This window comes from Sorangium aterium, from assembly GCF_028368935.1.
In the GTDB taxonomy this organism is placed as follows: Bacteria; Myxococcota_A; Polyangia; order Polyangiales; family Polyangiaceae; genus Sorangium; species Sorangium atrum.
Genome location: NZ_JAQNDK010000005.1, coordinates 156,302 through 176,039, shown reverse-complemented (window position 1 = coordinate 176,039; position 19,738 = coordinate 156,302). Strand labels below are relative to the sequence as shown.

Annotated in this window: 18 protein-coding genes; 7 read left to right on the top strand and 11 right to left on the bottom strand. The window is 72.7% G+C overall.

Going from position 1 to position 19,738, the window contains the following annotated elements; translation table 11 throughout:
• Positions 1-2 precede the first annotated feature (2 nt).
• From POL72_RS38930 to POL72_RS38905, 6 genes are all read right to left on the bottom strand, one after another.
• Complete coding sequence (locus tag POL72_RS38930) at positions 3-1,244, bottom strand: CinA family nicotinamide mononucleotide deamidase-related protein (protein WP_272101921.1); 1,242 nt, start codon at positions 1,242-1,244, stop codon at positions 3-5.
• A gap of 150 nt (positions 1,245-1,394) precedes the next feature.
• A complete protein-coding gene (locus POL72_RS38925) occupies positions 1,395-2,267 on the bottom strand; it encodes a formylglycine-generating enzyme family protein (protein ID WP_272101920.1) in 873 nt (290 codons plus the stop codon).
• Between the two features lie 30 nt (positions 2,268-2,297).
• Positions 2,298-3,935 (bottom strand): carboxypeptidase-like regulatory domain-containing protein, encoded by a 1,638-nt coding sequence (locus POL72_RS38920; RefSeq protein ID WP_272101919.1) that lies wholly within the window; start codon positions 3,933-3,935, stop codon positions 2,298-2,300.
• Positions 3,932-4,804, bottom strand: coding sequence for a zinc ribbon domain-containing protein (locus POL72_RS38915; protein WP_272101918.1), 873 nt, complete (start codon positions 4,802-4,804; stop codon positions 3,932-3,934). The genes POL72_RS38920 and POL72_RS38915 overlap by 4 nt, the downstream gene beginning before the upstream one ends.
• Complete coding sequence (locus POL72_RS38910) at positions 4,801-5,373, bottom strand: cytochrome c-type biogenesis protein (RefSeq protein WP_272101917.1); 573 nt, start codon at positions 5,371-5,373, stop codon at positions 4,801-4,803. The genes POL72_RS38915 and POL72_RS38910 overlap by 4 nt, the downstream gene beginning before the upstream one ends.
• The gene (locus POL72_RS38905; protein ID WP_272101916.1) at positions 5,370-7,664 is read right to left on the bottom strand and encodes a heme lyase CcmF/NrfE family subunit; all 2,295 of its coding nucleotides are present in this window, start codon (positions 7,662-7,664) and stop codon (positions 5,370-5,372) included. The genes POL72_RS38910 and POL72_RS38905 overlap by 4 nt, the downstream gene beginning before the upstream one ends.
• 186 nt (positions 7,665-7,850) lie before the next feature.
• Between POL72_RS38905 and POL72_RS38900 the strand changes: the two genes are divergently transcribed.
• Together POL72_RS38900 and POL72_RS38895 are read left to right on the top strand one after the other, a co-directional pair.
• Entirely contained in the window at positions 7,851-9,113 is a 1,263-nt protein-coding gene (locus POL72_RS38900; RefSeq protein WP_272101915.1) for a LeuA family protein, read from the top strand.
• Positions 9,114-9,213: 100 nt separating this feature from the next.
• Positions 9,214-12,189 (top strand): carboxypeptidase regulatory-like domain-containing protein, encoded by a 2,976-nt coding sequence (locus POL72_RS38895; RefSeq protein WP_272101914.1) that lies wholly within the window; start codon positions 9,214-9,216, stop codon positions 12,187-12,189.
• 30 nt (positions 12,190-12,219) lie between these two features.
• Here POL72_RS38895 and POL72_RS38890 read toward each other — a convergent pair whose 3' ends face one another.
• Positions 12,220-12,612, bottom strand: a complete 393-nt coding sequence (locus POL72_RS38890) for a hypothetical protein (protein WP_272101913.1) — start codon at positions 12,610-12,612, stop codon at positions 12,220-12,222.
• A 216-nt stretch (positions 12,613-12,828) separates the two neighbouring features.
• Here POL72_RS38890 and POL72_RS38885 point away from each other — a divergent pair, with 216 nt between their 5' ends.
• Positions 12,829-13,584: an HAD family hydrolase gene (locus tag POL72_RS38885; protein ID WP_272101912.1), complete on the top strand. Its 756-nt coding sequence runs from the start codon at positions 12,829-12,831 to the stop codon at positions 13,582-13,584.
• On the top strand, positions 13,581-14,879 hold the full coding sequence (locus tag POL72_RS38880) for a hypothetical protein (protein WP_272101911.1): 1,299 nt from the start codon (positions 13,581-13,583) through the stop codon (positions 14,877-14,879). The genes POL72_RS38885 and POL72_RS38880 overlap by 4 nt, the downstream gene beginning before the upstream one ends.
• A 46-nt stretch (positions 14,880-14,925) precedes the next feature.
• On the opposite strand, the gene POL72_RS38875 is transcribed toward POL72_RS38880, so the two are convergent.
• Positions 14,926-15,372 (bottom strand): acyl-CoA thioesterase, encoded by a 447-nt coding sequence (locus POL72_RS38875; protein WP_272101910.1) that lies wholly within the window; start codon positions 15,370-15,372, stop codon positions 14,926-14,928.
• 151 nt (positions 15,373-15,523) lie between these two features.
• Between POL72_RS38875 and hpt the strand changes: the two genes are divergently transcribed.
• On the top strand, positions 15,524-16,045 hold the full coding sequence (hpt, locus tag POL72_RS38870; RefSeq protein WP_157907284.1) for a hypoxanthine phosphoribosyltransferase: 522 nt from the start codon (positions 15,524-15,526) through the stop codon (positions 16,043-16,045).
• Positions 16,042-16,374 (top strand): tetratricopeptide repeat protein, encoded by a 333-nt coding sequence (locus POL72_RS38865; RefSeq protein ID WP_272101909.1) that lies wholly within the window; start codon positions 16,042-16,044, stop codon positions 16,372-16,374. Before hpt ends, POL72_RS38865 begins: the two co-directional genes overlap by 4 nt.
• Positions 16,375-16,403: 29 nt before the next feature.
• Here the strand turns inward: POL72_RS38865 and POL72_RS38860 are convergent, their stop codons facing one another.
• From POL72_RS38860 to POL72_RS38850, 3 genes are read right to left on the bottom strand one after another with little or no spacing between them, the layout of a single operon-like run.
• Positions 16,404-17,795, bottom strand: a complete 1,392-nt coding sequence (locus tag POL72_RS38860; RefSeq protein WP_272101908.1) for a replication-associated recombination protein A — start codon at positions 17,793-17,795, stop codon at positions 16,404-16,406.
• Positions 17,792-18,376: a redoxin domain-containing protein gene (locus POL72_RS38855; protein ID WP_272101907.1), complete on the bottom strand. Its 585-nt coding sequence runs from the start codon at positions 18,374-18,376 to the stop codon at positions 17,792-17,794. Before POL72_RS38855 ends, POL72_RS38860 begins: the two co-directional genes overlap by 4 nt.
• A complete protein-coding gene (locus POL72_RS38850; protein ID WP_272101906.1) occupies positions 18,373-19,068 on the bottom strand; it encodes a YggS family pyridoxal phosphate-dependent enzyme in 696 nt (231 codons plus the stop codon). Before POL72_RS38850 ends, POL72_RS38855 begins: the two co-directional genes overlap by 4 nt.
• A 218-nt stretch (positions 19,069-19,286) precedes the next feature.
• Here POL72_RS38850 and POL72_RS38845 point away from each other — a divergent pair, with 218 nt between their 5' ends.
• Complete coding sequence (locus POL72_RS38845; RefSeq protein ID WP_272101905.1) at positions 19,287-19,667, top strand: hypothetical protein; 381 nt, start codon at positions 19,287-19,289, stop codon at positions 19,665-19,667.
• The last annotated feature ends 71 nt before the right edge of the window (positions 19,668-19,738 follow it).

The following is a 19,738-nucleotide window of genomic DNA, read 5'->3' as shown; positions in this document are numbered from 1 at the left end:
CGTCAGCGCTCAGGGAGATTGCCGGCGATGCGGCGGAGGAGGTCGAGGACGGCGTAGGCGGCGCCGAGCTGGACCTCCTCGCGATCCCCCGAGAACACGCGGTCTCGCACGACGAGGCCGCCAGGGTGCGATACAGCCCAGTAGCAGAGGCCAACCGGCTTGGTCGCGGTGCCGCCCGTCGGGCCGGCGATGCCGGTCACGGAGATGGCGACGTCGACCTCGCAGAGGCGGCGGACGCCCTGCGCCATCTCGGCGGCGACCTCGGCCGACACCGCGCCGTGGCCGCGCAGGGTGTCCTCCGCGACGCCGAGCAGCCGCGTCTTGGCGCTGTTCGCGTAGGTGACCGCGGCGCCAACCAGGTAGTCGCTCGCCGGGTAACTGGTGAGGAGGTGAGAGATCAAGCCGCCCGTGCACGACTCCGACACGGCGAGCCGCCAGCCACGGGCGCGCACGGAGCGCCCGACCATCTCCGCGAAGGCGTCGCCCCCCTCCCCGTACACGGCGGTGCCGAGCCGCTCACGGACATCGGCCGTCGCCTTCAAGGCCAGCTCGTGCGCCATCGACTGCGTGGCGGCGCGGGCGTGGACCTTCACGTCGACCTCCGGGTAGTGCACGCGGTAGCCGAGCGTGATGCCGGGGTGGGCCTCCTCCACGCCTTTCAGGAGCTCGCCGAGCGTCGCCTCGGGCAGACCGTAGGTGCGAAGGCGGACCTGGAAGGTGTTGTTCGGAGCAGCCGGCCGCACGCGCGGCAGCACCTGCTCGGTGAACATGCTCTTCATCTCCCGCGGCACACCCGGGAGGAAGAACACGGTCGACTCGCCAAGGTGGATGCCGAAGCCGGGCGCGGTGCCGGATGAGTTCGGAAGGATCTCCGACCCGGCGGGGACCTCGGCCTGCTTCTCGTGGCCCGCGTTCATCACCTTGCCACGGGCCTCGACGCGGCGGCGGATGGCGAGCAGCGTGCTCTCGTCGCGCACGAGGTCGGCGCCCGTCGCGCGCGCCGCGGCCTGCGCGGTGAGGTCGTCCGTCGTGGGGCCGAGGCCGCCGGTGGCGATCACCAGCCGGTGCGCGCTCGCGAGCTGGCGGACCGCGGCGACGATGCGATCGACGTCATCGTCGACCGTGCTGGACTCGCTGACCGTGAAGCCCGCTGCGGTGAGCTCGGCAGCGAGCCAGGCCTCGTTGGTGTTGATGATCTCGCCCCGGGTGAGCTCGGTCCCGATCGAGAGAAGCGCGACAGCCATTGGGACTCGGGACTCTAACTCCATCCGGCGCCGCCGGAGCGCGTTTCCGGATTGTTTTGCGGTCGGAAAGCGAGGTGGGTTTGTCCCCCTACGTGGGTTTGTCCCCCCTCCCCACCCAGCCCGCCGCCGAGCGGGGCGCGCTTGCGAGCGCTACGGTGGATAGACACACCGGAAGCCAAGATCCGGGGCTCGGGTGGATACCGGGACAAGCCGACGATTCCAGGTGCGAAGCGCGGCCGCGGCCCCATCCGTCCATGATCCGCCGTGAGTTTCCGAGAACTCGCCCTCGAGCGCATCGGGGGTCGCCCACTCGGCAACATTGCCGGCCAGATCGAACACCCGCCCCCCCGGATGCACGGCGGCGCCGTCGGGGCGCGAGCCGGCGAGCTCGGGGCCCGTCGCGCCCCAGCCGCAGGGGCCCGCTCGCAGGCCAAAGGCGGCGCGCCGGCAGACCGCGCCGGTGTCTCCCCACGGGTACCGCCGGCCCGAGTCGCCCGCCGCGGCGAAGGCGAGCTGATCACGCGAAGGGAGCGCCCCGCCCGCGAACGCGCAGTACCGAGCCGACTCGGCCAGGGTGACGCCCGTGACGGGGACCCCGGGCTCGCCGCGCAGCGGGAGCGGGGCGCACGCGCCGGCCTCGACGCAAGCCGCGTAGCGCTGCTCGGTGATCTCGAACGCGTCGAGCGAGAACGCCGGGACGAACACCGCGCGCGGGTCGACGATGCCCTGCGCCTCCCAGTCGCTTGGCCCGAGGCGCAGCGTCCCCGCGGCGATGCGGACGGTTGCGTTCGGCGCGACGCAGCCAGCGGCGGTCACCGTGAGGTCGGCGCTGCAGCGCCTCGGCGCGCCTGCGCAGCGGCCGGCATCATCGAGGCGCTGGCCCTCGCCGCAGCACCTCGGGCCGAGCGCGACCATCCCCGGCGCGCAGCGCGCCGGCGGCTCCGCGCGACGGAAGGCGAGCGCGACGACGGCGCCGATCAGGAGGGCCGCGCCCGCGGCGAGACCAGCCTTCCACCCCGGCATCCGCCCGGCGTCCGGTGCTGCCCGCACCCCTCAGGAGCGCGGCGATCCGGCGGCGTCGGCCTTGAGCGCGCCGGCCGGCTCGCGCGCGCCAGCGGCCTTCCCGCGCGCCGGCCTGGCCTCGATCATGGCCACGATGCGCGCGAGCGCGTCGAGGAGCGCGGCACGGACGCGATCGTACGTCTTCGGACCGACGTCGCCCCGCTTCCGCGCGCGCTCGAGCTCGACGAACTCGTCGAGCAGCGCGTTCCGCGCCTCGAGCAGCTCCCGCCGCTCCTCGTCGTCGGGCCCGCGGTCCTGGTCGCGCCGCCGGACCAGGTTGAACGCGGTCCCGCCGATCACGGTCGCGCCGGCCAGCAGCAGCGCGATCCACCGGCCCACCCCCGGCGTCGGCAGACCGCCGAGCGTGATCTCGATGACCTTCATCCCGCCGTCCGTGCGGGTGCCCTGCATCTCGGTGATCAGGATCTTCTTCCCGTCCCTGTTCTGGGTGCGCTGGGCCGCGGGGAAGCCGGCGACGTTCAGCGTCATCGACTTGGACGCCTCGGCCATCACCCGCATCTGGGCGATGCGCGGCGGCAGCTCGATGCGGATCGTCTGCCGCTCCTCGTCATGGAGCGGGACCTGCCAGCGGAACTGCCCTTCATGCCGGCCGGGGCTCACGGTGCCGCGCAGCGCCACGCCGGTGCCCTTGACCTCGTCGAAGCGCATCTCCTCGCCCATGCCTTCGCTCTTGTTGAAGGCCTTGTAGTCGCGCGGGAGCGCGAACGTCTCGTCAGGCAGCCAGGCGACGCGGCCGAGGTTGTAGACCTGGAACAGCTGCTCCACCGCGATCGAGTCTTGCCGGAGCTGGAGGTAGACGATGCCCTGCGTCCCGACCATCAGGCCGCTCACGTTCGGCGTGGCGTCGTAGATGTGGAGCACGGCCCGCTTTCCGGCCTCGGCGCTGAGGCCGAAATGCGGGATCGAGAACGTCGCGCCGTCGCGCGTGATCGAGATGCCGTAGCTCGTGCCGCCGGCGATCGCGAGGTTCTCGAGCCGGAGGGTGCCCGCGTCGTCCGTCTCTCGGCTCATGCGCTCGCGCGAGTCGCCCCTCGACACCGAGCTCTGCAGGATGTCGATATCGACGGAGATGCGAGGAACGGGGTTCCCGTCCGCGTCCTGTACGGTGAGCACGAGGACGCCGGGCGGAAGGCCTGTGTCTTCCTGGACGGTGTCGTCGGGCGCATCGAACAGGCCCGTCAGCTGCTCCGAGGCGCGCCGGGAGGCCGCGTCTGCCGCGGGAGGCTTCCCCACCGGCGGATGGCCCGAAGGCAGCCCCTGCCCCACCTCGGGATGCCCCGGCGGAAGGGCGCCCGCTGCATCGGGCGCGCCCGCGTCCGCCGCCGCGGCCGTCGAGGTCGCAGCAGGAGCGCCGCTGCCGGCAGGCGCGGCTCCGCCCGAGGGCGCCGCCGGCTTCTCCCCCTGCTTCGCCGCTGCGGGCTGCGCCGGCGCGGCCTTCCCGGCTGCCGGCTGCCCTGGAGCAGCCTTCCCAGCTGCGGGCTGCGCCGGAGCGGCCTTGTCCGCCGCGGGCTGCGCCGACGCAGCCGGCTTCGCCTGCACCGCCTGCGCGGCGGTCAGGCTCAGCGAGGCGATCGCGGCCAGCGCCGTACACCCGGTCCAGCGCATCACGAAGCCCTCCTGCGGTCGTTCTCATCGGCGCTGGCGGCGGCGTCGTCCGTCGCAGCCGGGTCGTCCTGAGGCGCGTCCGCCGCGCGCTTCGTCCCGCACTTCTTGCAAAACACAGCGTCTTCGTCGTTCAGCGTGCCGCACGCCCCGCACGCCACCTGCGTCGCCGCGCGCTCCACCGTCGCCGCGGCCTTGTCACGCTCGCCGTCCGCCGCCGGCTCCCGATCGCCCTCCGGCTTCTCCAGCGGTCGGGCCTTGGCGCGCCTCCGCTTCGCCGGCCTGGCCTCCGCGGCGGCGCCTTCCGGATCGCTCGCGCCGGCGTCCTCGTCCGGCTCCCTGGGCGCGCCGTCGTCCTGGAACCCGGCGCGCCGGAGGTGCTTCGCCACGAGCGCCGCGACCTGCTCGCGCCGCGGCTGCGCGTCGGCGTCCAGCAGGCGGAGGAGCCGCTTCGCCTCGGCGCGGTACTTCGCGACGAGCTCGGCGTAATCCTCATCGCTGATCTTCCCGACGCTCCGCTCGAACTCGAGGTCCTTGAGCGCGCGCAGGACGGCCTGCTTCTGCTCCTCCTCCGCGCGCGGCGCGCCGATCGCGTACGCGTCGGCCCCGCTCAGCGGCGTCTCCCCGATCAGCACGCGGAGGCTCGCCCAGAAGATGGCGATGACGGCGACGAGCGCGCCGCCCGCGAGCACGAGGATCGCCGCGGGCGGCCCACCGACGAGCCCCGCGACGCCGGCGCCGACGAGCGCCACGAGCGGCGCCCCGAAGCGGGCGTAGTGAATGATCTGCCGCTCCAGCGGCGAGTCGGTACCCCTGGTCACGGTCTCGTCGGCCGTGGCCGGGGCGGCGCTTTTGGCGGGCTGTTCGGCGCTCATTCGCGGTCTTCGCGGTCCAGGCTCTTGAGCTCCTCGTCGAGCTTGTCGTCGTAATCGTCACGGGCGCCGGGGACAACGCCCTTCGCGGGTGGCTGCTGGCCAGCGGCGCCCGCCTCGTCGCTCCGCCGCTTCCATCGGCGCAGCGTCGCGATGACGATGCCCGCGCCGACCACGATGGCGCCGAGCGGGAGGAGGTAGAGCAGCCGCTGGCTCCCCTTGTTGGGCGGCACGGCCAGCGCCTCCGCCCCGTAGCGCTCGGCGTAGGCGGTCTGAATGGCCTCGATCGACAGCCCCGACGCGAGCGCCGCGCGGAGCTGGTCGCGGCGCTCGTGCGCGGTGCCGCACGTGCACGTCCCGAGGGTCTCGCGCGGGCAGCCGCACGTGCAGATCAGGCTCCAGAAGAGCTTGCGCTCGATGTCGTTCGCGATGCCGACGACGCCCGTGCGCTCCATCCGCTCCCCGAGCTGCTGCCCGTGGGCGAACTCCGGCGAGCGAAGCAGGACGACGAGGGCGAGGGCGCCCGCGACGAGGAGGGTGATGCCTTGGATGAGTCTTCGGGTGCGGCTCATTCGAACGCCGGCTGCCTCGAGTCGACAGCGGTCGGGAGCATGGCACCGATCGCGGGCGCCCGCCCGGGATCGACCGACGCGTCGGAGCCTGGGGCGCGGACGTCGCCGTCCGCCGCGCCCGGCGCGAGCAAGACCGGCCGCCCGAGCCCCTCCTGGACGGTGTGCCCGTAGGCCTGCGACGGGCCGCCCGCGAGCAGGAAGGCGAACACGACGGAGGCGGTGACGGAGCCCGCCGCCCGCACATAGCCGAACGCGCCGGCCTCCTCGAGCGCGATGTCGGGCCACATCGCGACGAGCGCCCCCAGGATGAGGATGCCCGCCCCGAACCACATGAACGAGATCAGGTTGTTCACGTGGATCTGGAACGAAGCGACCTTCGTCTGGGGGTTCGCCATCCCGATGATCACGTAGAGGTCGTTCTTGACGGTGATGTGCCGCGCGACCTCGGTCGACGGCGCCTCCGGGGACGCCTTGTAGATGAACTTCGCCGGGCTGATCCGGCCGACCGGCGCGCCGTGGCGCTCGACGTCGAGGTCGGCGAAGACCATCCGCTTCTCGCTGTCGACCTCCATGCGCGGGCCGGCGTAGGTGAGGCGGTACTCCTCGAGCTGCACGGACTCGCCCGGGTGGAGGCTGATCTCCTTGTCGACGCCCCACGCGCGGCCGGCGAACCCGAGGAACATCACCGCGATGCCGACGTGCACGATGTAGCCGCCGTAGCGGCGCCTCGACCTGGCGATCAGGTTGTAGAAGGAGGCGAACAGCGGTTCTTTCCCGCGCTTCTGCCGCGCCGCGATGCCGCGGGCGAACTCCTGCACGACCACGGCGACGTTGAACGCAGCGATGGCCACCGTGAAGAACGGGTAGGTCGACGCGAGCTTCGCGAGCGCGTCGCCGAGCTGGCCGGGGTAGATCGGGTCCACGGCGACGAACGGGGCGAAGCCCACCCGCTTCCCGAATACGAGGTGGAGCGCCGTCGTGACGACCGTGACCAGCACCGGCCAGCGGAAGCTCTTCCGGAAGAGCTCCGGCGACGTCTTCCGCCACCCGAGCAGCGGCGCGACGCCCATGAGCAGGAAGACCACGAGCGCGACCGGGGGCAGCCACATGTTGTAGAACGTCGGCCCGAGCGTCGACTTCTGGTCGAGCAGCCACTCGCTGATGCGCGGCCACACCGTCGCGACCGCGATGAAGATCATGATGCTGAAGAGGCCCCAGTTGTTGAAGAGGAACGCGGCCTCGCGCGACAGCATCGACTCGAACTGCCCGTCGCTGCGCAGCCGCGGCAGGCGGTAGACGATCAGCGCGGTGCACGTGGCCACGATCACGGCCATGAAGCCGACGAACCAGATGCCGATGCCGGACTGGGCGAACGAGTGGACGCTCGCGATGAGGCCGGACCGCGTGAGCCAGGTGCCGAAGATGGTGAGGAAGAACGTCCCGCAGATGAGCGAGACGTTCCACACCTTCAGCATGCCGCGGCGCTCCTGGATCATCGTCGAGTGGACGTAAGCGCTCGCGGTGAGCCACGGGAGGAACGCGGCGTTCTCGACCGGATCCCAGGCCCACGGGCCGCCCCAGCCGAGCTCCTCGTAGGCCCACAGCATCCCGAGCACGTTGCCGATGGAGAGGAACAGCCAGGAGAAGAGCATCCACTTGCGCGTCGCCACGATCCACTCGCTGTCGAGCCGGCCGGTGGCGAGCGCGGCGATCGCGAACGCGAACGGGACCGCCGCGCTCGTGAAGCCGATGTAGAGGCTCGGCGGGTGGATGATCATGTAGAAGTTGCGCAGCTGGTAGTTCAGCCCGTTGCCGTCGAGCGGGGCGCCCGCCACGCTCGTCCGGAACGGGTTCACCGCGAAGATCATCAGCGCGGAGAAGAAGATGAGGACGCTCATCAGCGTCGCGATGACGTAGGGCTGGAGCTCCAGATACCGGCGCTGCAGCCAGATGACGCAGGTCCCCGAGAAGAGCGCGGTCAGGAACATCCACCAGAGCAGCGAGCCGTCCTGCCCGCCCCAGAGCGCCGCGATGAGGTACGGCGTGCTCATGGACCTGTCGCTGTACTGCGCGACGTAGGCGATGCGGAAATCGTGGCTGACGAAGGCGTACGCCAGCACGAGAACCGCGAGGCCGACCAGCGCGATCGTGCCGTACGCGCCGAGCCGCGCCGCCTGGAGCAGCCGCGGCCGCCCGCGCGCCGACGCGAGCCCGACGGCGAAGGTGTACGCCGCGGTCACCAGAATGGCGTAAAGGACGCCGGTCCCGAACTCAGGTAGGGATTGCCACATCGTCGTGGTCGCAAGCTTAGGCTTGCCAGGCGCGCAGGGCCAGCGCACCGCAGCGATGCGTGGTGGGTGGTGCGTGGTGCGTGGTCGAAAACGTTTGCGTCTTCACCTGCGCCGTGCGTCATGTCGAGAGCCCCGGAAGAGCTTCGTTTCAGGCCCGGCGTCGAGCGCGGCGCACTATAATAGTGCATGGCGATCGCTGCCTCCGGTACCCGCCCGACCGAGCTGATCTACGACTGGAACGAGGTGGGGCGCGTCGGGCGGGTCATTCCGGAGAACATCGGCTTCTTCGACGAGACCCTGCGCGACGGCCTGCAGAACCCATCGGTCGCCGACCCGAACATCGAGCGCAAGCTCAAGCTGCTCCACCTGATGGCCAAGATCGGCATCCAGATCGCCGATGTCGGCCTGCCCGGCAGCTCGCAACGGGCGTTCGAGGACGTGCTCCGGATGTGCAGGGAGGTGGCCGATAACAACCTGCCGCTCCGCGTCGCCTGCGCAGGCCGCACGGTCGTCTCGGACATCACGCCCATGATCGAGATCTCCCAGCGCGCAGGGATCCCTGTGGAGATCTACGCCTTCATCGGATCGAGCCCGATCCGCCAGCTCGCGGAGGCGTGGGACGTCGACCTCATCGCGCAGCGGAGCGCCGCGGCGATCGACGCGGGCGTGAAGGCCGGGCTCCCCGTCGCCTACGTCACGGAAGACACGACGCGCTCGCGCCCCGAGGTGCTGGCGACGCTCTTCAAGGTCGCCATCGATCACGGCGCGTCCCGGCTATGCCTGTGCGATACCGTCGGGCACGCGACGCCGGACGGGGTTCGCAACCTCATCAACTTCACGCGGGCCATCGTCGCGGGGGCCGGGGCGTCGGTCGGCATCGACTGGCACGGCCACAACGATCGCGGCCTCGCGCTCGAGAACGCGATCTGGGCGCTCCAGTTCGGCGCGGACCGGGTGCACGGCACCGCCCTCGGGATCGGCGAGCGGGTCGGCAACGCCGCGATGGAGCTCATCCTGCTCAACATGAAGCTCCTCGGCCTCCTCGAGCACCAGGACCTCACCCACCTCCTCGAGTACTGCACGACGGCCGCGCAGGCGGTCGGCTGGGAGGTGCCCATCAATTATCCCCTGGTCGGACGGGACGCCTTCCGCACGGCGACCGGCGTGCACGCGGCGGCCATCATCAAGGCCGAGTCGAAGGGCGACGCCTGGATGGCCGACCGGATCTACTCCGGCGTCCCCGCCGGCATGTTCGGGCGAAAGCAGGAGATCTGCGTGGGCTACATGTCCGGGGCCTCCAACGTGAACTACTGGCTCCGGCAGCGGAAGATCGAGCCCTCGAAGGAGCTCGTCGACGCCATCCTGGCGAAGGCCAAGGCCACCGACCACATCCTGTCCGAGGAGGAGATCCAGGCCGCGATCGAGCTGCACCGCGGCCGCCAGGCCTGATCCCGGGACGCCTGCGCGGCGCCGCGCGATCGGGCGACGGCGGCGGGAACGGCGCCTGGACGTTCGGCGTTTTCACGGATCCAGAGTAGAAATCCAGGCCGTGGCCGAGCAGGACAAGCAACCCGCAGCGGAAGCCGACCGGGCCGATCGCCGGTCGCGACTCGATACCGTCCTGGCCGCGCTCGCCGCGCTGGTCTGCTTCTTCGCCGCGACCACGCTGCGCGATCTGGGGCCGCGGTTCCTGCCGCGGGCGCCGATCCCGGCGCCGCCGGTGCCCGCGTGGGTGGAAGGGCGCGCGGCAGAGCTCACCGCCACCGTGCGCGACGAGCAGGGGCGCCCGCTGAAGGACGCCACCGTGCGCGTCTTCGCGATGCGCGAGGACCGCGCCTATTTCGCCGGCGAGCAGAAGACCGATCCCTCGGGCGAGGCTCGCTTCGCCGGGCTGCCGTCCGGGGAGGCCTGGATCATGGCGTACGGCGCGGAGCGGGCCCGCGCCTCGACCCGCGTCGCGCTCGAGCCAGGCCCCCGTGCCGTCGACCTCGTGCTGCGGCCCGCGAAGGTGCTGGACGTGCTGGTCGTCGACGAGGCCGAGCGCCCGATCGACGGCGCCGAGGTGACGGTGGCGACCGCCGATCCCCTCCCCTTCGTGGCGACGACCGCCGAGGGCGGCCGCGCGCGGTTCGATCGGCTCGGGGCGGCGCCCTACGTCGTCCGCGCGTCGGCGCTCGGCTTCGAGGACACCGTGCGGACGGGCATCGTGCCCGGGCCGGCGCCGCTGAGGCTCCGCATGGAGCGGCTCGGCGCCCTCACGGTCCGCGTTGTGGACGCGGAGGGGCAGCCGGCAGAAGGCGCGACCGTGCTCGCCGCCGGCACCGGCCTCTGGCCAGCGCGCAGCACGACGACCGACGCGACGGGCGCCGCGAGGATCGCCGGGCTCCGCGACGGGGTGTACGACCTCAAGGCCCGGCGCGGCGCCGCCGTCAGCGCGACAGCGCTGGCCGTGCCCGTGAGGCGCGGCGAGGGCAAGGAGGTGAAGCTCGTCCTCGGGCCCGGCCGCCACGTGCGGCTCCTCGTGACCGACGGCGACGGCGAAGACGCGCCGGCCGTGAAGGGCGCGAACGTCGTGCTCGTCGAGCAGGGCCTGTCGGCGTTCCCGCTGCACGGCCGCACGGGCGACGACGGGTCCGTGACGCTCGGGCCCATCGCGCCGGGATACGCGAGCGCCTCGGCCCTGGCGGCCGGCTTCGTGCCGAGGAACGCCGTGCAGGTCGACGCAGGCGCCACCGAGGTGCGCATCCCCCTGCTCCGCGGCGGCGCGCTCGTGGGCGAGGTCGTCGACGACCGCGGCTACCCGGTCCCGGGCGCGACGATCGAGGTCGTGGGCGCCGACGCCGAGGGGATGCCCATCGACGAGACCACCGCGATGTCCGAGTTCAGGGAAGAGCAGTTCGAGCGCGCCCTGCCCGGCCCGGCGCCGCTGGTCCCCGCGGGCGAGCTCGGGGTCATGCCGGGCCCCATCCCGGACCTGCCGCATGGCGATGCGGTCCTGCCGACCGCCTCGGTGCGGTCGGGCGAGCCTTGGGTCACGCGCGCCGACGGCACGTTCCGGGCCGAGCCCGTCACCCCCGGGCGCGTCCACGCGATCGTCCGGCACCCGGAGTACGTCGAGACGCCCAGCGAGATCGTGACCCTGCAGCCGGGCGGCGAGGCCCACGTGCGCGTGGTGATGCGCCAGGGCGGCCTGCTCGAGGGCCGCGTCCTCGAGGAGGACCGCAAGCCGGTCGCCGGCGCGCGCGTGGAGCTGGCCGCGACCGCCGGCTCGCTCGAGCGGGTGACGTACTCCGCGGACGACGGCACGTTCGCCTTCGCCGCGGTCCCCGACGAGGTGCTCGTCTCCGTCTCCCGGGCCGAGTCGCCGGGCGACGTCGTGGCGCGGCTCGTCGTCGAGGTCCCGGAGCGCGACCGCAAGGAGATCGAGGTCGTCCTCCCGAAGGTGCGCGAGGCGGTGGCCATCCACGTCGCCGACGATCGCGGCTACCCGCTCGATCGCGTGGAGGTGCGCGTGCTCTCGCTCGACGTGGCCGTTCCGCTCCGCAAGACGCTGTTCACGGACGACGACGGCGACGCGCTGCTGCCCGACGCCGCCGGCTTGCCGCTCCGGGTAAGCCTTGTGCGCTCCGGCAAGTCCCCGCGCGTCGAGCAGGTCGACGCCGCGCCGAAGGAGCTGCGGCTCGAGATGGGCGCCGCCCTCAAGGCCACCGGCACGGTGACCGGGCGCGGCGGGCGGGAGCGGCTCGAGGGCGCGCGGGTCACGCTGTTCTCGACGACCGGGCCGCGCCGCGCCACGAGCGACGCGGAGGGCGCGTTCACCCTCGCCGACCTCGCGCCGGGCCAGTTCCGCGTGACGGTGAGCCGCGACGGGTACGCGCCGGCGACGCTTCGGGTCACGATCGCCGGCGATCCCGATCGCCCGACGGACCTCGGGCGCATCGACCTGTCCGAGGCGGGAGAGGTCGCCGGGCAGGTCGTCGATCAGCGCGGCGACGCGGTGGCGGGGGCCCGCGTGGCGCGCGACCGCGTGCCGACGTACCTGCCGCTCGGCCCGCTGCCGCCGGGCGTCGTGACCACCGACCGCGACGGGCGGTTCCAGCTCGGCGGGCTGCCCGAGGGCACGGCGGTGATCGAGGCGTACAGCGCGGATCTCGGGCGCGCCGAGTCGCAGCCGGTGCAGGTCCGGGCCGGCAGGACGACCGAGCGCGTGAGGATCGCGCTGCCGGGAGACGCTGCGCGGCAAGACCCGAAGGGCGCAGGGAGCCTGGCGGTGACGCTCGGCGAGGAGCGGAGGACCGTGACCGTGGTGTCGGTGCCCCCGGGGAGCGAGGCCGAGGAAGCCGGCATCGAGCCCGGCGATCGGCTCCTGTCCGTGAACGGCGTCGACGTGCGCTCCATCGAGGAAGCGCGGCGGCGCCTCACCGGGCCGCTATCGGAGGATGTCGTGGTGCTGCTCGCGCGGGACGGCGCTCGCGGCGAGGCGCGGTGGCTCACGCGGGTGCGGAGGGAGCGGGTGCGGCGATAGCCGGCCGGGCGCCCGCGGCGCCGGCCGCGCTCAGTTCTTCGCCTTCGTCAGCACGATGCTGCGGCCGTCGCCGATCTCCCAGAGCAGCGTCTGATCCGCGGTGAAGCGGAACGCCGCCTCGTCGAGCCCGCCCTCGGGGCGGAGGAACGCGACGGTCACCTGATCGCCGTCCGCCTTCGTCACCTTGAAGGTGCCGCTGCGCGGCGTCTCCGCGGGCACGGTCACCGTCACCTTGCTGCCGTTGAACTCGAGCGCCGTTCCCTTCACCCATCCGGTCGCCTTGGTGAGCTGATCCGCAGGGGCGTTCTCGATGGCATCGCCATACCAGCGCCCCTGCAGACGGTCGCGAGGGGTCTTCGAGCAGCCCACCACGGCGGTCGTCGCCATCGCCAGGGCCAGAGCGGTCTTGATGCGGTTCTGCATGGGCCTTCCTTCGGAGCCTCGAGGGTCCCGGTTTGGAAAATCCTACGAAGAGCGGAATGAATAGGCCAACAATGTAGGATATTTCTGCACACTTACGCAGGGTCGCAGGGCCTGGCGAGGGGGTGGGCGCCGCCGCTTCTGGGGAGGGCGAGTTCGCGCTAGGGTTCCGCCCTGAGGATCCGCGCGGAGGACGCGCGTTTCCGCGGCGCGACGACCTTGAGCACGCTGTTTCACGAGAAGCGCCTCGTCCCTCTCGAGCGGACGCGGCTCCTGAGATCCATCGTCGAGCGCGCGGCCGATCGGTCGGAGGGGCCTCCCGTGATCGTCTTCGATCTGGACGGCACCCTCATGGACAACCGGCCGCGGGTGGTCGCGATCCTCCACGAGCTGGCGGAGGAGTGGCGCCGCAAGCACCCGCACGCCGCCGGCCTGCTCGAGCGCGCGTCGCCCGACGGCATCGTGTACGGGTTCCAGGACAACCTGCGGCGGCTCGGCATCGACGACGAGGCGCTCCACCTGCACGCGTTCGATTTCTGGCGGGCCCGCTTCTTCAACGATCCGCACATCCGGCACGACGTCGAGGTGCCCGGCGCGAGCCAGTACGCGCGCGACTGCCACGCGGCGGGGGCGACCCTCGTGTACCTCACCGGCCGCGACCTGCCGAACATGGCGCTCGGCTCGTTCGCGAGCCTGCGCGATCTCGGCTTCCCCATCGGGATCATCGGCACGGAGCTCGTGGTGAAGCCGAGGTTCGAGATGCCCGACACCGAGTTCAAGCGGAGCGTCGCGCCGCAGCTCTCGCGGCTCGGGCAGGTCATCGCGGTGTTCGACAACGAGGCGGCCAACTGCAACCTGCTCCTGGGCTGCCATCCCCGCTGCACCGCGGTCTTCCTGGACACGCAGTGCGCGCCCGACCCGCCGCCGCTCGACGCGCGCGTGCAGGTGATCCACACGTTCGAGCGGGAGCCGTGATCGCCGCGCGCGTCGCCGCGGCCTTCCTGCTGCTCGCCGCCGCCGGGTGCGAGCCGTCGCGCCACGCGCCCGTCGATCCCGTGGAGGCCGGCGCGAGCCCGAACGCGAAGATCCTCCCCGCGCCGCTCGCGAACGAGACGCCGGACCTGCTCGACGCCTCCGTCGCCGAGGCGACGGCGAAGATCATCGCCGACGACTACGGCCGGCTCATCATGTCCGAGGCGAGCCCGCAGTCGCCGCTGCCGCTCTCGCCCGCCACCCCCCTGCCGGACGACGCGCTCTCGCCGCGCGAGCTCCCCGGCGTCACGCTCGAGGCGGCCTTTCGCTTCCGCGACGTGCCGCAGCCTCCCAAGGCGCCCGAGGTGGCGTCCTCCGGGATCCACGCGGCGCAGAAGCTCACCGAGCTGACGTGGAAGGTCGAGCTCGCGGAGACGGGCCGGATGCGGGTCCAGTTCACGTCGCGGGCGCTCCCGCTGCCCGCGGGCTCCGAGCTCCGCGCGCGCCATGACGTGTACGGCGAGGTGCTGCTCTGGCCGTCCCTGACCCAGTACCGGGTCGTGCCGCCGGGGGCGCTCCGCACGCTCCTCGGCGAGCGGCGCGTCGACGTGACGCCGCTGTCGACGGGCTCGGCGCGCCCGGTCGGCGACGGCAAGCGGCTCGATCTCGACGTCCGCAAGGTCGAGGTGCACGGGAGCCTCGGCGCGCTGTACATCGAGCTCGGCAGGGTCCCCGAGGCCGGCGACGGGGGGCCGCTGCTCTGCCGGGCGCTGCTGGAGATCCTCGGCGTGGATCCGAAGTCGCCCGAGTGCGTGGCCGGCGAGGTGCCGCTCTACGCGAGTTATGCCTGGCAAGGCGGCGGCGGCGTCGCGTTCGAGGTCACGTCGATCGCCCGGCGAACGGACCTGATCTCGACCGACATGCTCATGCCGCCCCCGAGCGCCGCGTACGCCGCCGCCGGGCTCCCGTCGGCGCAGGGCGGCGTCTTCCTGACGCGCGACGAGCTCGCGGCCATCCGAGAAGAGCCGCTCCAGCTGCCCGCGAGCGTCGACCCGGGCGCGCCCGGCGAAGGGTTCGTCGCGGTCAACCAGACCGACGCGCTGCTCTACCTGCTCGTCGACGGCATCCCCGCGGTCGCCGTTCCTCCGACGAGCGAGCGCTACGTGATCGGGCCCCTGCGCGGGCGCTACGTCGTCCAGTGGCGCACGTTCCTCGGTGAGCGCATCGAGCCGCCGCAGACGGTCGAGATGCCGGCGCGCATCGTGCGCAGCGGGGCCGAGGCGGCGGACGGCGGCTGAAGCGGGGCGGCGGACGGCGGCTGAAGCGAGGTCGGCGTCCCCTGCCCTAGCGATCGGCCGCCGTCTCGTGGCTCGCCAGGAGCTGGACGATGTCGTCCGGGATCCGCGTCAGCGTCAGGTTCGAGCCCAGGCACGCGAGGAGGATGTCGCCGTCGCAGATCACGTCCTCGCCCCGGAGGATCCGGTAGCTGAAGCGCGCGGTGACCCGCTGGACCTCGCGGCAGGTCGTCTCGATCACGAGCTCGTCGCCGAACCGCGCGGCCTGGCGGTACTTGATCCGCAGCTCCGCGACGGCGAGGTGAAGGTCGCGCCGCACCATCTCCTCGTAGGAGAGGCCGCGGCGCTTCAGCCAGTCGATGCGGCCAGCCTCCAGGTAGATGACGTAGTTCGCGTGGTGGACGATGCCCATGAGATCCGTCTCGCAGAAGCGGACGGCCAGGGGCGTGCGCGAGGTGAGGTGCGGGGGCGCGTCGGGCAGAGAGGGGAGCGGCATCGCGGAAGGCGCAGAGACTAACCCAGTTTCGACCCGGGCAGCAGCAGAGCGACCGCGCGACATCTTCTGCACGGCATGGGATCGCGGCGCGCGGCGACGGCGGGCCCGCCTCGGCGCTGGTGGCGCGGGCGCCGCGATGTTAGCGGGCGGCATGGCGAATGTCCGGACGCTCCTGTCCGCCGAACAGATCGGCGCTCGCGTGCGCGACCTCGGCGCGCAGATCACCCGGGACTACGCGGAGCGCCGGCTCGTGCTCGTCTCGGTGCTCAAGGGGAGCTTCGTGTTCACCGCCGACATCGCGCGCCACATCGACCTGCCGGTGCGCATCGAGTTCCTCGGCGTGCGCAGCTACGGCGAGGGCACGGCCTCGACCGGCGTCGTGCAGATCACGCAGGACCTCACCCGCCCGATCGAGGGTGAGGACATCCTCCTCATCGAGGACATCGTGGATACGGGCCTCACGATCTCGCACTTGCTCCAGCTCTTCCGCACGAGGATGCCGAACAGCGTCAAGGTCTGCGCGCTCCTGCACAAGCCGGCGCGCGCGCGGGTCGAGGTGCCGATCGACTACCTGGGCTTCACGATCGAGGACAAATTCGTGGTCGGCTACGGGCTCGACTGGGCCGAGCGCTATCGGAACCTGCCGTTCATCGGCGTTGTGGAGGCGACGTGAGCAAGCGGCTGCTGATGCTCGAGAAGATGACCCGGGACGGGTCGAAGGATCCATTCCACTGGTACGCGCTCGCGCTGGAGTACGCGGGGCAAGGCCGCCACGACGACGCGCTCGCCACGTTCGTCGCGCTCCGGGCGATAGAGCCGACGTACGTGCCGATGTACCTCATGTGCGGGACGACGCTGGTGAAGGCGGGCCGCCTCGACGAGGGACGCGCGTGGCTGGCCGACGGCATCGGGGTCGCGCGCAGCAAGGGAGATCAGCACGCGCTGAGCGAGCTCCAGCAGGCGCTCGCCGGCGCGGGCGGCGGCGACGACGACGACGCGTGACGCCCTGACGGCTGGGCCGGCGCCGCGCCTCAGCCGCCCTCGCCCTCCCCCTCGCCGCGGATCCGGCGGAGGCGCTCGCCGATGGTCCGCTCGTAGCCGCGGTCGGTCGGCTCGTAGAACCGGCTGCCCGCGAGCGGCTCGGGGAGGTAGGCCTCGCCCTGCGCGACGCCGCCCGGCTCGTCGTGCGCGTAGCGGTAGCCTTCGCCGTAGCCCTCGTCGCGCATCAGCCGCGTGACGGCGTTGCGCAGCGTGAGCGGGACCGGGAGCGCGCCGTGCTCGCGCACGGCGGCCTGCGCCGACTGCCAGGCGGTCTTGCAGGCGTTCGATTTGGGGGCCGTGGCGAGGTAGAGCGCCGCCTGCGTGAGCGGGTAGAGCCCCTCCGGCATCCCCATGCGCCGGAACGCGGCGTCGGCAGCGACGGCGATCTCCAGCGCGCGCGGGTCGGCGTTGCCGATGTCCTCGGAGGCGAAGATCATCATCCGGCGCAGCAGGAAGAGCGGGTCGTCGCCGGCCTCGATCATGCGCATCAGCCAGTAGATGGCGGCGTCGGGATCGGAGCCGCGCATCGACTTGATGAAGGCGCTGATGACGTTGTAGTGCTCCTCGCCGGCCTTGTCGTAGAGCAGCGTCTTGTGCTCGCCCGCGCCGGCGATGAGCTCGCGCGTGATCGTGGGGGCGCCCGCGCGCGCCGCCTCGTCCGCGGCGATCTCCAGCGTGGTGAGCGCCCTGCGCGCGTCGCCCTGCGCGAGCGCCGCGATCGCCGAGAGCGCGTCGTCGTCGGCGGCGATCGCGCCGGCGAGCCCGGCGGGCGACTCGAGGGCGCGGCGCAGGAGCTCGACGAGCTCCGAAGCGCCGAGGCCCTGGAGCCGGAAGACCTTGCAACGGGAGAGGAGCGGCGCGTTGACCGCGAACGAGGGGTTCTCGGTGGTCGCCCCGATGAGCGTGATCGTCCCGTCCTCGACGTGCGGGAGGAAGGCGTCCTGCTGGGCCTTGTTGAAGCGGTGGATCTCGTCGACGAACAGGATCGTCCGCTTGCCCTCGTAAGACCGCGCGGTGCGCGCCTGGGCGAGGATCTCGCGGAGCTCCGGCACGCCGCCCAGCACGGCGTTGAAGGGGACGAAGCGGGCGTTCGTCGTGTGCGCGACGACGCGCGCCAGCGTGGTCTTTCCGGCGCCCGGAGGGCCCCACAGGATCATGGAGGGGATCCGGTCGGCCGCGATCGCGCGCGCGAGCAGCTTGCCCTCGCCGAGGAGGTGGCCCTGGCCGATCATGTCCTCGAGCGAGCGCGGGCGCATGCGCTCGGCGAGGGGCACCGTGCCCCTGAGCTCGGGCTCCCGCTGCCGGGCGGCGTCGAAGAGCGTCGGCTCGTCGCCCGCGGGCCGCCGTCGCGCGCCGCCGCCGCCGCCCCGGGGCGCGCTCATTCGAAGACCGACCGCGCCCCCGCGGGGCGCTCCGAGAGGAGGACCTCGACGGCGCGGCGCGCGCTCGCCGGATCGTGGCCGACCCAGCGCACGGTGCCCGCGCCGTCGACCACGAACGTGAGGGGGACCTGCGCGACGCCGTAGGTCCCGGTGAGCCGCTGATCGAGATCCGCGACGATGGGAAACGTCGCGCCGAGCTCGTAGGCGGCGGCCTCCGCGGCGGCCTCCGAGTCGTCGACGTTCACGCCGATCACGGCCACCCCGTCCGCCTTGCGCTCGCGCCAGAGCCGGTCGAGCGCGGGCATGGTCCGGCTGCACGACGGGCACCAGGACGCCCAGAAGTCGATCACGGTGACCCGCGTCCTCCGCGTGCCGGGGACGCCAACGGTGACCGCCGCCGTGGACTCTGCGTGGAACTCCGGCGCGGCGCTGCCGACGAGCGGGTGGCGCACCGACGCGGGCATCGCGCCCGGCCCGCACCCGAGCGCGAGCAGCGCGCACGTGGCCAACGTGGCGCCGCGCGCGGCGGCGCCGGCAGGGATGGCCGAGCCGAGGCGCGACGCGGCGGACCTCGCCGTCATCCGCGGGCTCCGAAGATGGCGGTGCCGACGCGGACCCACGTCGCGCCTTCCGCGATGGCTGCCTCGAAATCGTGAGACATGCCCATCGAGAGCTCGGGCAGCGCGGCCCGGCCGCCGTGCGCGTCGCGCAGGGCGCGCAGCTGCGCGAAGAACGGCCGGACGTCGTTCGGGTCCTCGAGGAACGGCGCGATGGTCATGAGGCCGATCGGCCGGAGGTGGGCGCACCGGGCGATCGCACCGAGGAGCGGCGCGAAATCGCCGGGGGCGCAGCCGCCCTTCGAGGCTTCGCCGCCGACGTTCACCTCGAGCAGGACGTCCAGGGTGCGATTGAGCGCGGCTGCGCGCCGATCGAGCTCCACGGCGAGCTCCTCCCGGTCGACCGACTGCACGACGTGCGCCGCGCGCGCGACGAGCTTCGCCTTGTTCCTCTGGAGCTGGCCGATGGCGTGCCACACGAGCCCGTCGAGATCGGCGAGCGCCTCGGCCTTTTCGACGAGCTCCTGCGCGTAGTTCTCGCCGAAATCGCGCTGCCCGGCGGCGTAGGCGGCGCGGATGGCCTCGGCGGGCTTCCCCTTGGATACGGCGATGAGCCGGACCTCCTCTGGCCCGCGCCCTGCCCGCGCGACGGCGCTCGCGATCCGGCGCCGCACCTCTTCGAGCCGCGACGCGACGTTCCCCAGGTCTTCCGACATCACGCCGCACGATACCGCGAGCTGCCGCCGTGGACACCAGGGGGACGCCCTGCAGCGGACGGGTCCGCGCAGGTCGCGGCGCGGAGGGAAGTGTCGGATCCCTCCGCCCGAGCGGCGTGCCAGAGTGTGCCTGAGCACCGCGTCGACAGCGAAGCGATCGAGGCGCTTTTCGGCTATTTTCACGTGGCATGTTGATTGCCATACTCGGTGCACCCGCCATGCGAAGCCTGCTGTTCCTCGCCCTGCTCCTCGCGGTTGGATGCTCGTTCAACCCGCAGCCTGAACCGCCGTTTCAGGATCCCTCCACCACGGCGTCATCGACGACCGGCGCGGCGGTCGGCAGCTCGGGTTCGGGTGGCACGGGCGCCGGCAACGCAGCGGCAGGGACCAGCACTGGCAGCGGCGAGGCCGCGGGCGGTGGCGATGGGGGCGCAGCGGGCGGCGCGGGCGCTCAGGGCGGTGCCGGAGGGGGCGAGGGCGGCGCGGGCGGTCAGGGCGGCGCGGGTGGTCAGGGTGGCGCGGGCGGTCAGGGTGGCGCGGGCGGCGAGCCCTGCGGTGTCGGGGGCGCTGGAGGCGCTGGAGCAGTGGAATGCGGCTGAACGAGCACGCGGCCCGGGTGTGACGGCGGCGTCGGCCCGGCGGTAGAAGCGAGCGAGAAGCAGCCGACGGA

Coding starts and splice junctions, on each gene's coding strand:
- POL72_RS38915 (WP_272101918.1), bottom strand. CDS start 4,804: ATGAGCGCCGAACAGCCCGCCAAAAGCGCCGCCCCGGCCACGGCCGAC.
- POL72_RS38875 (WP_272101910.1), bottom strand. CDS start 15,372: ATGCCGCTCCCCTCTCTGCCCGACGCGCCCCCGCACCTCACCTCGCGC.
- POL72_RS38860 (WP_272101908.1), bottom strand. CDS start 17,795: ATGAGCGCGCCCCGGGGCGGCGGCGGCGGCGCGCGACGGCGGCCCGCG.
- POL72_RS38890 (WP_272101913.1), bottom strand. CDS start 12,612: ATGCAGAACCGCATCAAGACCGCTCTGGCCCTGGCGATGGCGACGACC.
- POL72_RS38925 (WP_272101920.1), bottom strand. CDS start 2,267: ATGCCGGGGTGGAAGGCTGGTCTCGCCGCGGGCGCGGCCCTCCTGATC.
- POL72_RS38845 (WP_272101905.1), top strand. CDS start 19,287: ATGCGAAGCCTGCTGTTCCTCGCCCTGCTCCTCGCGGTTGGATGCTCG.
- hpt (WP_157907284.1), top strand. CDS start 15,524: ATGGCGAATGTCCGGACGCTCCTGTCCGCCGAACAGATCGGCGCTCGC.
- POL72_RS38850 (WP_272101906.1), bottom strand. CDS start 19,068: ATGTCGGAAGACCTGGGGAACGTCGCGTCGCGGCTCGAAGAGGTGCGG.
- POL72_RS38905 (WP_272101916.1), bottom strand. CDS start 7,664: ATGTGGCAATCCCTACCTGAGTTCGGGACCGGCGTCCTTTACGCCATT.
- POL72_RS38910 (WP_272101917.1), bottom strand. CDS start 5,373: ATGAGCCGCACCCGAAGACTCATCCAAGGCATCACCCTCCTCGTCGCG.
- POL72_RS38930 (WP_272101921.1), bottom strand. CDS start 1,244: ATGGCTGTCGCGCTTCTCTCGATCGGGACCGAGCTCACCCGGGGCGAG.
- POL72_RS38900 (WP_272101915.1), top strand. CDS start 7,851: ATGGCGATCGCTGCCTCCGGTACCCGCCCGACCGAGCTGATCTACGAC.
- POL72_RS38855 (WP_272101907.1), bottom strand. CDS start 18,376: ATGACGGCGAGGTCCGCCGCGTCGCGCCTCGGCTCGGCCATCCCTGCC.